Source organism: Pseudomonas inefficax, from assembly GCF_032164165.1.
GTDB lineage: Bacteria > Pseudomonadota > Gammaproteobacteria > Pseudomonadales > Pseudomonadaceae > Aquipseudomonas > Aquipseudomonas inefficax.
Genome location: NZ_CP134401.1, coordinates 2,376,531 through 2,392,098 on the forward strand (window position 1 = coordinate 2,376,531; position 15,568 = coordinate 2,392,098).

The following is a 15,568-nucleotide window of genomic DNA, read 5'->3' on the forward strand; positions in this document are numbered from 1 at the left end:
TGGGGGCTATGCTCTGTTCGCGAATCCGCCGATCATCGGACCACATTTTTCGCTTGAACGCACAAGGAGCCTGCATGAAGCGCAGCCTGACCCTGTTGGCCGTGGTGGTTGCCGCGGCCGCCGGCGCCGGATACTGGTACGTGCAGGGCAAGCTGCCGCAACGCGAGGGCGAGGTCGCCATCGCCGGCCTGCAGGCGCCGGTCAGCGTGCGCTACGATGCCCGCGGCGTGCCGCACCTGCAGGCGCAGAACGAGCCCGACCTGTACCGTGCCCTCGGCTACGTGCATGCCCAGGACCGGCTGTTCCAGATGGAGATCCTGCGCCGCCTGGCCCGAGGCGAGCTGGCCGAGGTGCTGGGCGACAAGCTGCTGCCCACCGACACCCTGTTCCGCAGCCTGCGCATTCGCGAACAGGCAGCACTGATGGCCAAGCGTCAGGACCACCAGTCAGCCGCCTGGCAAGCCCTGCAGGCCTACCTCGACGGGGTGAACAGCTGGCAGGCCAGCCACCCCAAGCCCATGGAATTCGACCTGCTCGGCATCCCCCCGCGCCCGTTCAGCGCCGAAGACACCCTGAGCATCGCCGGCTACCTGGCCTACAGCTTTGCCGCCGCGTTCCGGACCGAGCCCGCGCTCACCTACATCCGCGACCAGCTGGGCCCTGAGTACCTGAACATCTTCGATCTGGCCTGGCAGCCCGAGGGCGCCTTGGGTACACCGCTGGCCGCTGCCGACTGGCAAGGCCTGCAGGCCCTCGCCCGCCTCAGCCATGATGCACTGGGCGATGCGGGCATCCCGCAATTCGAGGGCAGCAACGCCTGGGCCGTGGCCGGCAGCCACACCCGCAGTGGCAGGCCGCTGCTGGCCGGCGACCCGCACATCGGCTTCGCGGTGCCGGCTGTGTGGTACGAGGCCGAGCTGTCGGCGCCGGGCTTCAACCTGTATGGCTACTTCCAGGCGCTGAACCCGTTCGCCCTGCTCGGCCACAACCGCGATTTCGGCTGGAGCCTGACCATGTTCCAGAACGACGACGTCGACCTGATCGCCGAGCGCACCAACCCGGCCGACGCCAACCAGGTGATGGTCGATGGCAAATGGCAGGCGCTGGAAAAGACCGAGCAACAGATTGCCGTCAAAGGCGAAGCACCGGTCACCCTCAGCCTGCGCCGCTCGCCCCATGGCCCGATCATCAACGATGTGCTGGGCGCCACTGCCGGGCCTACGCCCATCGCCATGTGGTGGGCGTTTCTGGAAACCGAAAACCCGATCCTCGACGGTTTCTACCAGCTCAACCGCGCCGATACGCTGGGCAAGATGCGCGAGGCTGCGGCCAAGGTGCATGCGCCGGGGCTCAACCTGGTGTGGGCCAATGCCCGTGGCGATATCGGCTGGTGGGCAGCGGCGCAGTTGCCGATCCGCCCCGACGGCGTCGAACCCGCGTTCATCCTCGACGGTGCCAGTACGCAGGCGGACAAGCTCGGCTTCTATCCCTTCAGCGTCAACCCGCAGCAGGAAAACCCGGCGAGCGGTTACATCGTCTCTGCCAATTACCAGCCTCCGGCGGCGGTGCCGATACCCGGTTACTACAACCTGCCGGACCGAGGCCGCCAGCTCGACCGCCACCTGGCCAACCCCGATGTGAAGTGGGATACCCAGAACAGCCAGGCGCTGCAGCTGGACACTGCCAGCGACCATGGGCCGCGCACCCTTGCGCCGCTGCTGGCAACACTACGCGCAGTGGCCGAAGGTGACGAAGAGAAGGAGCTGGTCGAACAACTGGCAGCCTGGGGCGGCGATTACCCGCTCGACTCGACCAGCGCCACGCTGTTCAACCAGTTCCTCTACGAGCTGGCATTCGCGGCCCTGCATGACGAACTGGGCGACACCTGGTTCCCGGTGCTGATCAGCACCCGCGCCATCGACGCCGCCCTGCCGCGCCTGGCGGCGGATGCCGATTCGCCGTGGTGGAATACCCGCGGAGGCAACCAGCGTACCGACCGTACCCTCGTGGTGCGCACGGCCTGGCAGAACAGCCTGAAGCACCTGCGCGAGACCTTTGGCAGTGACCCGGCCAGCTGGCAGTGGGGCAAGGCGCATACCTTGACCCACAACCACCCGCTGGGGGTTAAAAAGCCGCTGAACCTGCTATTCAACGTCGGCCCGTTCGCCGCGCCGGGCACTCATGAAGTGCCGAACAACCTCTCGGCGAAGATCGGCCCGGCGCCATGGCCGGTGACCTATGGGCCGTCGACGCGGCGGCTGGTCGACTTTGCCGATGCCGGGCAAGCGCTGACCAGCAACCCGGTCGGGCAGAGTGGCGTGCCGTTCGACCGGCATTATGCGGACCAGGCCGAAGGGTATGTGCAGGGGCAGTACCAGAAGGCGCAGATGGGGGTGATTCCGGCGCAGAGTACCTTGCGTCTGGTGCCAGCTCAGTAAAGGGGCTGCCATGCAGCCCCCGACAATTTCGAATCCCTACAACACTCCAAACCGAGACCCACCCCATGCAAAGACAATTCATCGAAATCGACGGCGCCCGCATGAGCTACATCGACCAGGGCCAAGGCTTCCCGGTCCTGCTCGGCCACAGCTATCTGTGGGACGCCGAGATGTGGCAGCCGCAGATCGACGCCCTGTCGCAACATTTCCGCGTCATCGTCCCCGAGCTGTGGGGCCACGGCCGCTCCGATGCTCCGCCTGCCACGACCATCGACATGGACAGCCTGGTCCGCCAGCATCTGGCGTTGCTGGACGCCCTGGACATTCCCAAATGCCACCTGGTCGGGCTATCGGTAGGCGGTATGTGGGGTGCACCGCTGGCTGCTGCCCACCCTGAACGAATTGACCGCCTGGTGCTCATGGACACTTACCTGGGCGCCGAGCCGGAGGAAACCCGGCTCAAATACTTTGCCTTGCTGGATCAAGCGAGCGAGGCCGGCGAATTCACCGACCCGCTGCTTGACATCATCGTGCCTATTTTTTTCCACCCAACCGTCGAGACGGTGCCGGAAATCCGCGAGCGGTTTCGTACCCAGCTAAAGGCAAGCACTGCGAAAATCATTCGCGAGAGCCTTGACCCCATGGGGCGGATAATCTTCGGACGACGCGACCTGCTGGAGCAACTCAAGCAGCTGGCAAGCGAGAGAACCATCCTGATGTGCGGCGACCAGGACATTCCGCGGCCGCCGAAAGAGTCCAATGAAATGGCGCGGATCATTGGTTGCCTGGCGGCGCAGATTCCGTTTGCGGGGCATATCTCTAGCCTGGAGAACCCGCCGGTGGTGAATGAGTTCCTGTTGAACTGGCTGCCGCGTAACCAGTGAGATTGCCGGAGCTGCTTTGCAGCCCTTGTGGGAGCGGGTTCACCCGCGAAGCAGGCAACGCGGTGCATGGCACCGGCTTCGCCGGTGTTCGCGGGTGAACCCGCTCCCACAACGGCCTCATTTATCCGACTAACCCTGCCACTTGCCCCCTTCCACGATCACGCTTTCCGGCTTGGTGTCATCGCTCAGTTCCTTGCGCACATACTGGTCATACAGCTTCAGCAGAAACTTCTCCTCCCCCAGCTTGGCCAGCTCGGCATTCACCCAGTCACGCAGCTCGGTGTTGCCCTTCTTCACCGCCGGTGCAATCGGTGCCTCGTCACCCAGCAGCTCAGGCAGCACGCGGTACCCCGGGTTCTGCTTGGCCCAGCTGAACAGAATCAGGTTGTCCTGCGCATAGGCATCGCCACGCCCGGTGGCCAGCGCCTGCAGCGACTCGCTGTTCTTCTCGAACTTGAGCAGTTTCCAGTCCGGGTGGTTCTTGGTCAGCCAGATATCAGCGGTAGTGCCGGTGGTGACGATGATGGTCTTGTCGGCCAGGTCTTCGAGCTTCTGCACCGGGCTGCCATCCGCGACGATGGCCTGCACGGCAACGCGCAGGTTGGGGTTGGTGAAGTCCACCGCCTCCTTGCGCTCCGGGGTCACGGTCATGTTGGCGAGGATCAGGTCGACCTTGTCGCTCTGCAGGAACGGGATACGGCTGGCTGGCTCCACGGCAACGAACTCGACCTTGTTTTCATCACCTAGCAGATCCTTGGCCAGGCGCCGGCCGATATCGGTATCAAAGCCCACGTAGCGGCCCTGCTCATCGACGAAACCGAACGGTGGCTTGTCGGTGAACACGCCGACAATCAGCTTGTCGCGGGCCTTGATGGTCTCCAGGTAGCTGGTTGCCGGCGAGGCCGCCGCCGGCTTGGGTGGTTCTTCAGCCTTGTTGCAGCCGGCCAGCAGGGCCAGGCCGAACAACGGCGCCAGCAGTTTGGTGAGGTTGGCAGTTTTCATGACAGTTCCTTGTGCAATGTCTTCGGCAGGCTTTCTACGAAGGAGAATTTCTCCAGGAACTGCTGCGCGCGTGCGGTCCGCGGTCGTGTGAAGAAGCTCTCGGGGTCGCCCTGTTCAAGGATCCTGCCGGCCTCCATGAACACGATGCGGTCGGCCACCGCGCGAGCGAAGGCCATTTCGTGGGTAACGATGAGCAAGGTCATGCCGTCGCGGGCCAGGCCCTGGATCACCTGCAGCACCTCCTTGACCATTTCTGGGTCGAGGGCTGCGGTAACCTCGTCGAACAGCATTACCTCGGGGTTCATGCACAGCGAACGCACGATGGCGATGCGCTGTTGCTGGCCCCCGGACAATTGCCGGGGAAAGGCGTCGCGCTTGTCCAGCAGGCCGACCCGCGCCAGCAGCGCCTCGGCCTGGGCCTGGGCTTCGGCGCGCTCGCGCTTTTGCACCTTGAGCGGGCCAAGCAGCAGGTTGTCGATCACGCTCATGTGACCGAACAGGTGATAGCTCTGGAACACCATGCCGACCCGCTGGCGGACTTCGCGCCAATCGGTGCGTGAATCGAGCAGTTCCTGCCCGGCCAGGCGCAGGTGGCCGCTGTGGGCCTGCTCCAGGCCGTTGAGGCAGCGCAGCAGCGTGCTTTTGCCACAGCCGCTGGGGCCGAGAATGACCACCACCTCGCCGGCCGCCACCTGGAGGTCGACGTCCTTGAGCACCTGGTGCTCGCCAAAGAACTTGTTGAAACCCTGGAATTCGATCAATGCGCTCATGAGTGGGCCCAGCGGCGTTCCAGCACGCGTGAAGCGGCGGACAGCGGATAGCAGACGATGAAGAAGAACAGGAACAAGGCGCCGTAGATCAGCACCGACTCGTAGGTGCGTTCGATGATCTGCTGGCCGGCCTTGATCACCTCGACCACGCCGATCAGCACCGCCAGCGAGCTAGTCTTGATGATCCGCGTGTAGATGTTGATGGTCGGCGGGGTCATGCGTTTGAGCGCCTGTGGCAACAGCACATAGCCATACAGCTGCCAGCCGGCCAGGCCGATCGACAACCCCGCCTCGCGTTGGCCGCGCGGCAGCGAACGCAGCGCGCCTCGCACCACCTCGCCCACCTCGCTGGCGCCCCACAGGCCCAGCACCAGCACCGCGCACCAGAAGCTGGGGATGCTCAAGGCCAGGAAGATCGGCAGGCCGAAGAACACCAGGTACAGCCAGACCAGCACCGGGATGGCACGGAACAGCTCCAGGTACACCTGCAAGGCAATGTTCAAGGCCCGGTTGCCCAAGGTTGCCAGCACGCCATAGAGCACACCGCCCAGCGTCGCGAAGAGGATGCCCAGCGCAGAGATGGCCAGGGTCTGCGCCGCGCCGCCAGCCAGCTGCGGCAATGCCTGCAGTAGCAGCTCAGACGCCGAGCTGGCCATGTTGCAGCCTCCTTTCGACATAACGCAGCAGCAACGACAGCGGCAGGAACAGCAGCACGCAGAGCAGGGTCAGCACGGTGAGCATTTCATAGGTCTTGTAGTACAGCGCGATGTAGTTCTTGGTGGTGTAGAGAATTTCCGGCACGGCCACCGCCGATACCACTGTGGTTTCCTTGAGCAGGAAGATGAAGTTGGCGAACAGTGCCGGCAGGCTGAGGATGCCGGCCTGGGGCAACACCACGTGGCGCAGCAGCTGGCCTTCGGACAGGCCGATGGAACGCCCGGATTCCAACTGGGCACGGGGCACGGCTTCGATGCCGGCACGCAGCACCTCGGTGAGATAGGCACCGCCCATGAAGGTCATGGTGATGATCGCTGCGGCAAAGCCGGAAATCTTCAGGCCCAGGCTGGGCAAGGCGAAGTAGACGAAGAACAGCTGGATCAGCAGCGGCGTGTTGCGGGCCAGCTCCACGTAGGCTTTTACCAGGCGCCACAGGTATGGGGTGCGCAATACCAGCAGCGTGGCATTGACCAGGGCGACCAGCAGCGAGATGGCGATGGCGATCAGGCCGACCTGCAGGGTCACGCCCACGGCCTTGAGGAAGGCGGGCAGCGTGCCGAGGATGAATGCGATGTCGAGGGTCATGGTGAAGCAGGTCTGCAGAGTGCGCGTGGGCACGATAGCTAGACTCTAATGATCTAAAAACTTTTTAATAAATATCTTTATTGCATATACATATCACTGAGAGTTCCGCGCTGGAGGCATATATTGGCGGCGCACGCAGAACCTTGTGGGAGCGGGTTTACCCGCGAAGCACGCAACGCGGTGGCTGGCACGGGCTTCGCCCGTGTTCGCGGGTAAACCCGCTCCCACAGGTAACTATGCCCCCGAACAAAAACGCCGACACTAGAGTGTCGGCGTTGGGTCATGCCAGGTAATGCAAGCGCATCAGAACGCCGGCAGCACCGCACCTTGGTACTTCTTGGCGATGAATTCCTTCACTTCCGGGCTGGTCAGGGCCTTGGCCAGTTTCTGGATGGCTTCGCTGTCCTTGTTGTCCGGGCGGGCGACCAGGAAGTTCACGTATGGCGAGTCGCTGCCTTCGATCACCAGCGCGTCCTTGGCCGGGTTCAGGCCGGCTTCCAGGGCGTAGTTGGTGTTGATCATGTCCAGGTCGACCTGATCCAGCACGCGCGGCAGCATGGCCGACTCAAGCTCGCGGAACTTCAGCTTCTTCGGGTTCTCGGCAATGTCCTTGGGGGTGGCCAGGGCGTTCTTCGGATCCTTCAGGGTGATCAGGCCAGCCTTCTGCAACAGCAGCAGGGCGCGGCCGCTGTTGCTGCCCTCGTTAGGGATGGCAACGGTGGCGCCTTCTTTCAGCTCGCTCAGGCTCTTGACCTTCTTCGAGTAACCACCGAAGGGTTCGACATGCACGCCGATCACGGTATCCAGGTGGGTGCCCTTGCCTTCGTTGAAGTTCTGCAGGTACGGCAGGGTCTGGAAGTAGTTGGCGTCCAGGCGCTTCTGGTCAACCTGCACGTTCGGCTGCACGTAATCGGTGAAGACCTTGATCTGCAGGTCCACACCTTCCTTGGCCAGGGTCGGCTTGATCAGTTCGAGGATTTCGGCGTGCGGTACCGGGGTGGCAGCAACCACCAGTTTTTCGGCGGCGGTAGCCAGGCCGGCGAACGACAGGGCAGCGGCCAGGGCAGTGGTCAGCAGGGTCTTCTTCATGGTGGTCCTTGTTCTGGTTCTGGGCCATCGACGATGGCGAATCGGGTGCCCAACCGGTTCACCAGCGGGCGTGGGGCGACAATACCGAGATTTTTTATTCCGTAACAATATCTTTTATTTAGCTGCTTATTCCAAAAACAAACTGCCATCAGCCACTTTGCTTATGAGCGGTGTCTAGCGCGCGGGGTTGGCCAGATCGAGGTCCTCAGCCAGGATCTCTTCGCCATCATTCACCAGCAAGGCGAAGTGGATGACGTTCTCCAGTTCACGGGTGTTGCCGGGCCAGGGGTGTGCTTCCAGCACCTGCTGCGCCGCCTCGCTCACCAGCGGCACAGGCCGTTGCAGACGCACGCTGTAGATGCCCACGAAGTACTCGGCCAACGGCAGGATATCGCCGGGCCGCTCGCGCAGCGGCGGCAGCTCCAGCGCCCCCTCGCGCAGGTACTGGTACAGGCGCTCGTTGAAGCGCCCTGCACGCACCACACGCGCCAGGTCGATGCTGGTAGCGGCCACCAGGCGTACGTCCACCGGTTGCGGCTGCTGCGCGCCCACCCGGGTAACCTCGCGGTTTTCCAGCGCGGCCAGCAGCTTGCCCTGGATGGCCAGCGGCAAGTCGGCGATCTCGTCCAGGTACAACGTGCCGCCGTTGGCCGAACCGAACCAGCCGGCGCGGCTGCTGGCTGTGCCGCCCTGGCTGCCGGCGCTGTAGCCGAACAGCTCGGCATCGGCGTAGGTGGGGCTGATGCCCGCGCAGTTGACCGACACGAACAGCCCGCTGCGGTCGCTGGCGCGGTGGATCTGCCGGGCCAGCAGCTCCTTGCCGGTGCCGGTTTCGCCACGGATCAGCACCGGCACGGGTTGCGGCGCCAGGTGCTCCAGCTCTGCGCGCAACTGCTGCGAACGCGGGTCGATGAACACCAGCGCCTTGGCGCGGATGCTCAGCGGGCTCTTGTCCAGCTCGGGGAAGGTCAGCAACGGCTGGCCAAAGGGGTTTTGAAAAGTCATGACGAACTCCCGCCCCAGGCCTGCGGTGGCCGGGCGTCAGGCAAACGGTAAACAGTAAGGGCGATCAGGCACGGCGCAGTGCGCGCTGCTCGACCCGGCTCTGCAAGCGATACAGGTAGGCGAAACCTTGTTCCCAGCGCTCATGGCCGGACTTGACGTTGATGTGCCCGGCGTTGGTCAGCAGCCCTGCTTCGGCCCCCCAGGCCTGGGCCAGGTACAGTGCCCTCGGCACGCTCACGGCCGGGTCGTTGTCCGAGCTGACCACCTGGCTGGGGAATGGCAGTACTGCGGTCGGGATCGGCGCGAAGTTGCGCAGCGCCGGCGCGCAGGTCGGCCGTTCTACGTCAGCGGGTGCCACCAGCAGCGCGCCACGTACCCGCCGCAGCAGGGCCGGGCTGGCTTGCGCGGCCCAATGCGCGACAGTTATGCAGCCCAGGCTATGGGCAATCAGAATCACCGGCGAGCGCTCGGCGACAATCGCCTGCTCCAGTGCCTGCACCCAGTCCTGGCGTTGCGGGGTCAGCCAGTCGTGCTGCTCGACCCGGGCACTGTTGGGCAGGGTGCGCTGCCAGTGACTTTGCCAATGGTTGTCTGGCGATCCTTGCCAGCCCGGCACAATCAGGTAACGAATCGACTCATTGCGCATGGGGACGCCTCCAGTGAGTTTGCGTGCTTGGAGACAAGTATAGGGAGGGAGTTATATCAGTAAAGGAATAAGAAGCTATTTATTAATAACCAAAATGCGATTTCTGTGGGAGCGGGTTTACCCGCGAATGCGTCGGTGATGCCTACATCGCATTCGCGGGTGAACCCGCTCCCACAGGGGGCATTGATAGCCATGAAATCCTGGCAAAAAAAAGGGCCATCCCCTGCCAAGAGATATGGCCCATAAGCACTTGCCTGAAGAGGGTTGCCGGGTTCAGCGCGCGGTAATCACCGCCAGCTTGCTGATCCCCGCACGTTCGATGGCCGCCATGGCCCGCGCCACTTCGCCGTAGTTCACGCCGTCATCGGCCTGCAGCTGTACGCGCACGTCCGCGTCCTTGTCCTTGGCAGTCTTGAGGCTGGTTTCCAGCAGGTCGGGCTGGATCTCGTCCTTGTTGATGAACAACTTGCCGTCACCATCGATGCTGACCACCAGCGGGTCCTTCTGCTCCACCGGGGCCACGGCCTCGGTCTTGGGCAGGTTGATGGGGATGGCGTTGGTCAACAGCGGCGCGGTGACGATGAACACCACCAGCAGCACCAGCATGACGTCCACCAACGGCGTGACGTTGATTTCACTGAGGACTTCGTCGCTGTCCTGGGTCGAAAAGGCCATGTCAGGACGCCTCCTTCACCGGCTGGGTAAAACCGGCCTGGGGCCTGTGCACGGCCGGGTGCACCAGCACGCGGAAGGCACTCTTCTGCGCCAGGCTGTAGAAGTCGTGGGCGAAGTCATCGAGGTCGGCGGCGGTGAGCTTGAGGCGGCGCAGGAAGTAGTTGTAGACCAGCACTGCCGGCACCGCGACGGCGATACCCACGCCAGTGGCGACCAGTGCCGCGCCAATCGGCCCGGCCACGGTTTCCAGGCTGGCGGAGCCGGCTGCGCTGATGCCCTTGAGCGCTTCCATGATGCCCCACACGGTGCCGAACAGGCCGATGAAGGGCGAGGTGCTGCCGATACTGGCGACCACTGCCAAGCCGGTTTCCAGCGAGCGGCGCTCACGCACGATCTGCTGGCGCAGGGCACGTTCCAGCCTGTCCTGGTGATTGATGGCGTGGCTCAGGTCATTGGCCTGGCTGTCACCGACGGCGATGGCGGCGTAACCGGCCTGGGCAACGCGGGCGGCCGGCCCAGGCAGTTCGTGGCTGGGCTCGGCAGCCGAGTCCAGGCTCGAGGCGGCCCAGAATTGCTGGTGGAAGCGCTTGTCCTGGTTCTTCAGCCGCACGAACTGCACGACCTTGACCAGGGCCAGGCCCCAGGTGACGACAGAAAAACCGACCAGCAGCCAGATGACTGCGCTTTCAACGGATTCGAGAGGGGATGCCAGCAGGCTCATGATGATGTCTTCCTGTGTTCTGCGAAAAAGTTAGCGAAGCTTGAAATCGATCGGCACGCTGACCCAGCCGGTCTGGGCCACATCGCCCTGCTTGGCAGGCACGAAGCTCCAGCGCTTGACCGCAGCCAGTGCGGCGGCGTCGAGGGCATCGCGGCCGCTGCTCTTCTGGATCTGGATCTGCCCGGGCTTGCCGCTGGGCAGCACCTCGACGCGCAGCAGCACGGTGCCTTCCCAACCGCGGCGCTGGGCCATCTGCGGGTACTCCGGCGCCGGGTTCTTCAGGTACGCCGCGTTGGCCGACGCCGGGGTGACTGGGGCCGGCGCGGGTGGCGCAGGCGGGGCTGGGGCGGCCACAGGGGCTGGCGGCGGGGCTTCGACCGGCTTGGGCTGGGGTTTGGGCTGTTGCTTGACCACCGGCTTGGGCACGGGCTTTGGCTTGGGTTTGGGCTTGGCCGCCAGTTCGTCGACCACCGGCGGTGGTGGCGGCTGGACCACCGGCGGTGCCGGGGCTGGGGGCGGTGGTTCGACCACAGGCGGTGCCGGCGCAGCGAACTCGATGGTCATCGGCGGTACCTGCGGTGGCACCACCGGCAGCTCGGGTGTTGGTGCCTGGCTGACCCAGTACGCTGCAGCGCCATGCAGGGCCAGCACTAGCAGGCCCAACACCAGCTTGTCGCGGCGCTTGAGCCCGCTGACGGGCGTGCGTTGCAGGCGCAGCTGGCCAAGCGGGAGGCGAAGCGTGCGTCCAAGGTCGACCAGGTCGCCCGGGGCTGGGCGCCATGGCTGGTCGTAGGCCCTGACGGCCGACTGGACATTACCCATTGATCAAACTCCTGGGGTCTCGATTCAGGTGTGTGGCTGAATCATCGGGGGCAGGGGCTTATCTCTTAAAGTAATGTTTAAAATTATCGTTATAACTTTAATGAATATGTTTTTTGAGGGATTGTGGCGAAGCCGCGGAATTCGCGGCCTGTGGCTTTAGGGCCTTAAGACGATGCATTGCGGGCATGCAAAATATTCGTGCACGGCATGAGATTGCCGCGAGGGCTGCGCCCTCGATCGCGACGCAAGGCCGCTCCCACATGGACCGCGCAAGCCCAGGCATTACGCGATCCCCTGTAGGAGCGGCCTTGTGTCGCGATGGGCTGCAAAGCAGCCCCGGCAATCCATCAGGCATAAAAAAGCCCGGGACCAACCCCGGGCTTTTTCATCATCAAAGGCGACTCAGATATCCGCCACCTTCTGCCAAACCTTCGGCCGGAAGAACAATGTCTCTCCCCGCGCCAACCCGGTCAGGCTGTCATGGTCCTTGACCACCTCGGCCTCGATCAGCTCGCTCTGCCCTTCCACCTTCAAGGTCACCCGCGTGGTCGCGCCCAACGGCCGGATGTCCCGCACCTCGGCCGCATGGTGCCCTTCGGTCTCATGCCGCGACAGCGACACTTCGTGCGGGCGGAACAGCACATGATGCCCTTCGCTCAGGGCAAGACGGTTGGAATCACCTAGGAAGTGATAGACGAAATCGTTGGCCGGGTGCTCGTACACCTCGCCCGGCGAGCCGATCTGCTCGATCACGCCCTTGTTCATCACCACGATGCGGTCAGCCACCTCCATGGCCTCTTCCTGGTCGTGGGTAACGAACACCGATGTCAGGTTGATGTCCTCGTGCAAGCGCGCCAGCCAGCGGCGCAGTTCCTTGCGCACTTTGGCATCCAGTGCACCGAAAGGCTCGTCCAGCAGCAGCACCTTGGGCTCCACCGCAAGCGCACGGGCCAGGGCGATACGCTGGCGCTGGCCGCCGGACAACTGCTCGGGGTAGCGGTCGGACAACCAGTCCAGCTGCACCATGTTCAGCAGCTCATGCACCTTCTCGGCAATCTTGCTCTCGCTCGGGCGCTCGCCCTTGGGCTTCATGCGCAGGCCGAAAGCGACGTTGTCGAACACGCTCATGTGGCGGAACAACGCGTAGTGCTGGAACACGAAACCGACGTTGCGGTCGCGCACGTCATGGCCGGAAACGTCTTCGCCATGGAACACGATATTGCCTTGGTCCGGGGTTTCCAGGCCGGCAATGATGCGCAGCAACGTGGTCTTGCCGCAGCCGGACGGGCCAAGCAGGGCCACCAGCTCGCCGCTGTTGATGTCCAGGTTGATGTTGTCCAGGGCCTGGAAGCTGTTGAAGCGCTTGCTGACGTTACGAACTTCGATCGACATGAATCATTCCTCCGCGGCGCTGTGGCGCAGGCGGTTAATACGGTTCTCGCTCCACTGCTTGAGCAGCAGGATGAAGAGCGCCAGGATCAGCAGCAGGCTGGCCACGCTGAAGGCCGCCACGTGGTTGTACTCGTTGTAGAGGATCTCCACGTGCAGCGGCAAGGTGTTGGTCACGCCGCGAATGTGGCCAGACACCACCGACACCGCGCCAAACTCGCCCATGGCCCGCGCGGTGCACAGCACCACGCCGTAGATCAGGCCCCATTTGATGTTCGGCAGGGTCACGTGCCAGAACATCTGCCAGCCATTGGCGCCGAGCAGGCGCGCGGCCTCCTCTTCCTGCGTGCCCTGCTCCTGCATCAGCGGGATCAGCTCACGGGCCACGAACGGTACGGTGACGAATATGGTGGCCAGGACGATGCCCGGCAGGGCGAACACGATCTGGATATCGTGGTCCTGCAGCCACGGCCCGAACAGGCCTTGCGCGCCGAACATCAGCACGTAGACCAGGCCGGCGATCACCGGCGACACCGAGAACGGCAGGTCGATCAGGGTGACCAGGATACTCTTGCCACGGAAGGTGTACTTGCTCACGCACCAGGCGGCGCTGACGCCGAACACCAAGTTCAGCGGCACCGAAATGACCACGGCGAGCAGGGTCAGCTTCAGCGCCGACAACGCGTCAGGCTCGAAGATCGCCTCGAAGAAGGTGCCAAAGCCATTCTTCAGCGCCTGCGATACCACGATCACCAGTGGCAGCAGCAGGAACAGCGCGAACACCAGCCAGCCAAGGCCGATCAGGATACGCCGCGAAGTGGCACTGCCCCGGCGGGCGGCGTTGGCGGCGGCGGTTGCATTCAGGGATGAACTGGACATGCCGGCCTCCTTCAAGGGGTTTCGATGCGGCGCTGCAGCAGGTTGATCAGCAGCAGCAGGATGAAGGAAACCACCAGCATCAGCACGCCGATGGCGGTCGCGCCGGTGTAGTCGTACTGGTCGAGCTTGACCATGATCAACAGTGGCAGGATCTCGGTCTTCATCGGCATGTTGCCGGCAATGAAGATCACCGAACCATACTCGCCCACGCCACGGGCGAAGGCCAGGGCAAAGCCTGTCAGCCAGGCAGGCAGCAGCGCTGGCGCCAGCACGTGGCGGAACACCTGCAGCGGCTTGGCCCCCAGGCAGGCGGCGGCCTCTTCCACTTCACGCGGGATATCGGCCAGTACCGGCTGCACCGTGCGCACCACGAAGGGCAGGGTGACGAAGGTCAGCGCCAGGGTAATGCCCAGCGGGGTGTAGGCGATCTTGAAGCCCAGGTCGGTGGCGAACTGGCCGACCCAGCCCGAGGGCGCGTACAGGGCGGTCAAGGCGATACCGGCTACGGCCGTGGGCAGGGCGAACGGCAGGTCGATCATCGCATCGATGATCTTGCGCCCGGGGAAGGTGTAGCGCACCAGCACCCAGGCCAGCAGGGTGCCGATCACACCGTTGATGATGGCGGCGAACAGAGCGGTGCCGAAACTCAGCTTGAGCGCGGCGATCACCCGCGGCGCACTGATGACGTTCCAGAACTGCTCCCAGGTCAGCTGCGCGGCATGCACGAACATGGCGGCCAGCGGTATCAGCACGATCAGGCTGAGGTACACCAAGGTGTAGCCCAGCGTCAGCCCGAAGCCGGGTATGACGGGGGAAATGCGGCGTGACATAAATATCCCTGGTTGAACGCACGAAACCCGGGACATATCCCGGGCCGGTGCTAGCTTCTGAATCCTGGGGCTGCTGCGCAGCCCCGCTTTTCCTTGGCGTTTACTGTGCCTGATAGATCTGGTCGAACACACCGCCATCGTTGAAGAATTTAGGTTGTGCAGTTTTCCAGCCACCGAAGTCCTTGTCGATGGTTACCAGTTCCAGTTTCGGGAACTGCTTGCCAAACTCGGCAGCGACCTTCGCGTCACGAGGGCGGTAGAAATTCTCGGCGGCAATCTTCTGCCCGGCCGGGCTGTACAGGTGCTTGAGGTATTCGCCGGCAATCTCGGTATTGCCCTTCTTCTCGGCGTTCTTGTCCACAACGGCCACCGGCGGCTCGGCGAGGATCGACAGCGACGGCACGACGATTTCGAACTTGTCGGCACCACCGTCTTCCTTCAGCGCCAGGAAGGCTTCGTTTTCCCAGGCCAGCAGCACATCGCCCTGGCCGTTGTTGACGAAGGTGATGGTCGAGCCACGGGCGCCGGTATCCAGCACTGGTACGTGCTTGAACAGCTCCTGCACGTATGCTTTGGCCTTGTCTTCGCTACCCCCGGTTTTCAGGCCGTAGGCCCAGGCAGCCAGGAAGTTCCAACGGGCGCCACCGGAGGTTTTCGGGTTGGGGGTGATGACCGATACGTCCTTCTTGATCAGGTCGCCCCAGTCCTTGATGCCTTTCGGGTTGCCCTTGCGTACCAGGAACACGATGGTCGAGGTGTACGGGGTGCTGGCATCCGGCAGGCGGGTCTGCCAGTTGTCCGGCAGGGTCTTGCCGAGCTTGGCGACTTCATCGATGTCGCCGGCCAGGGCCAGGGTCACCACATCGGCACGCAGGCCGTCGATCACCGCACGAGCCTGCTTGCCCGAACCACCGTGGGATTGCTGGATCTTCACCTTGTCGCCCGGGTGGGCCTGCTGCCAGTGCTTGATGAACTCGGCGTTGTACTGCTGGTACAGCTCGCGGGTCGGGTCGTAGGACACGTTCAGCAGTTCGTAGTCCTTGGCGATGGCGGAACCGGCAAAAACAGCACTGGCCAGGGCGGCGAGCGCATAACGGCGGATGGACATGGTGAAGC

Annotated in this window: 16 protein-coding genes; 2 read left to right on the top strand and 14 right to left on the bottom strand. The window is 63.7% G+C overall.

Annotation, left to right across the window (positions count from 1 at the left end; genetic code table 11):
• Positions 1-74: 74 nt before the first annotated feature.
• Positions 75-2,438 (top strand): penicillin acylase family protein, encoded by a 2,364-nt coding sequence (locus RIN61_RS10630; RefSeq protein WP_313857096.1) that lies wholly within the window; start codon positions 75-77, stop codon positions 2,436-2,438.
• Positions 2,439-2,503: 65 nt separating this feature from the next.
• On the top strand, positions 2,504-3,322 hold the full coding sequence (locus tag RIN61_RS10635) for an alpha/beta fold hydrolase (RefSeq protein WP_313857098.1): 819 nt from the start codon (positions 2,504-2,506) through the stop codon (positions 3,320-3,322).
• A 129-nt stretch (positions 3,323-3,451) separates the two neighbouring features.
• On the opposite strand, the gene RIN61_RS10640 is transcribed toward RIN61_RS10635, so the two are convergent.
• The 14 genes from RIN61_RS10640 to RIN61_RS10705 form a co-directional block, all read right to left on the bottom strand.
• Positions 3,452-4,324, bottom strand: coding sequence for a transporter substrate-binding domain-containing protein (locus RIN61_RS10640; protein ID WP_112249779.1), 873 nt, complete (start codon positions 4,322-4,324; stop codon positions 3,452-3,454).
• On the bottom strand, positions 4,321-5,094 hold the full coding sequence (locus tag RIN61_RS10645) for an amino acid ABC transporter ATP-binding protein (RefSeq protein ID WP_112249780.1): 774 nt from the start codon (positions 5,092-5,094) through the stop codon (positions 4,321-4,323). The genes RIN61_RS10640 and RIN61_RS10645 overlap by 4 nt, the downstream gene beginning before the upstream one ends.
• Complete coding sequence (locus RIN61_RS10650) at positions 5,091-5,750, bottom strand: amino acid ABC transporter permease (RefSeq protein ID WP_025341019.1); 660 nt, start codon at positions 5,748-5,750, stop codon at positions 5,091-5,093. The genes RIN61_RS10645 and RIN61_RS10650 overlap by 4 nt, the downstream gene beginning before the upstream one ends.
• Positions 5,731-6,396, bottom strand: a complete 666-nt coding sequence (locus RIN61_RS10655) for an amino acid ABC transporter permease (RefSeq protein WP_112249939.1) — start codon at positions 6,394-6,396, stop codon at positions 5,731-5,733. Before RIN61_RS10655 ends, RIN61_RS10650 begins: the two co-directional genes overlap by 20 nt.
• A 303-nt stretch (positions 6,397-6,699) precedes the next feature.
• Positions 6,700-7,485, bottom strand: coding sequence for a MetQ/NlpA family ABC transporter substrate-binding protein (locus RIN61_RS10660; protein ID WP_085621614.1), 786 nt, complete (start codon positions 7,483-7,485; stop codon positions 6,700-6,702).
• Between the two features lie 174 nt (positions 7,486-7,659).
• Positions 7,660-8,490 carry a sigma 54-interacting transcriptional regulator gene (locus RIN61_RS10665; protein WP_112249788.1) on the bottom strand — a complete coding sequence of 277 codons (831 nt, stop codon included), beginning with the start codon at positions 8,488-8,490 and terminating at the stop codon, positions 7,660-7,662.
• A gap of 64 nt (positions 8,491-8,554) precedes the next feature.
• Positions 8,555-9,136, bottom strand: a complete 582-nt coding sequence (locus RIN61_RS10670) for an alpha/beta hydrolase (protein ID WP_112249790.1) — start codon at positions 9,134-9,136, stop codon at positions 8,555-8,557.
• A gap of 273 nt (positions 9,137-9,409) precedes the next feature.
• Positions 9,410-9,811 (bottom strand): ExbD/TolR family protein, encoded by a 402-nt coding sequence (locus tag RIN61_RS10675; RefSeq protein ID WP_112249792.1) that lies wholly within the window; start codon positions 9,809-9,811, stop codon positions 9,410-9,412.
• 1 nt (position 9,812) lies between these two features.
• Complete coding sequence (locus RIN61_RS10680; RefSeq protein WP_046613603.1) at positions 9,813-10,532, bottom strand: MotA/TolQ/ExbB proton channel family protein; 720 nt, start codon at positions 10,530-10,532, stop codon at positions 9,813-9,815.
• Between the two features lie 30 nt (positions 10,533-10,562).
• Positions 10,563-11,354, bottom strand: coding sequence for an energy transducer TonB (locus RIN61_RS10685; RefSeq protein WP_025341026.1), 792 nt, complete (start codon positions 11,352-11,354; stop codon positions 10,563-10,565).
• 402 nt (positions 11,355-11,756) lie between these two features.
• Entirely contained in the window at positions 11,757-12,746 is a 990-nt protein-coding gene (locus RIN61_RS10690) for a sulfate/molybdate ABC transporter ATP-binding protein (RefSeq protein WP_013974693.1), read from the bottom strand.
• 3 nt (positions 12,747-12,749) lie between these two features.
• Complete coding sequence (gene cysW / locus RIN61_RS10695) at positions 12,750-13,622, bottom strand: sulfate ABC transporter permease subunit CysW (RefSeq protein WP_025341027.1); 873 nt, start codon at positions 13,620-13,622, stop codon at positions 12,750-12,752.
• An 11-nt stretch (positions 13,623-13,633) separates the two neighbouring features.
• Positions 13,634-14,452 (bottom strand): sulfate ABC transporter permease subunit CysT, encoded by an 819-nt coding sequence (cysT, locus tag RIN61_RS10700; protein ID WP_046613605.1) that lies wholly within the window; start codon positions 14,450-14,452, stop codon positions 13,634-13,636.
• A gap of 100 nt (positions 14,453-14,552) precedes the next feature.
• A complete protein-coding gene (locus RIN61_RS10705; protein ID WP_112249794.1) occupies positions 14,553-15,560 on the bottom strand; it encodes a sulfate ABC transporter substrate-binding protein in 1,008 nt (335 codons plus the stop codon).
• Between the last annotated feature and the right edge of the window lie 8 nt (positions 15,561-15,568).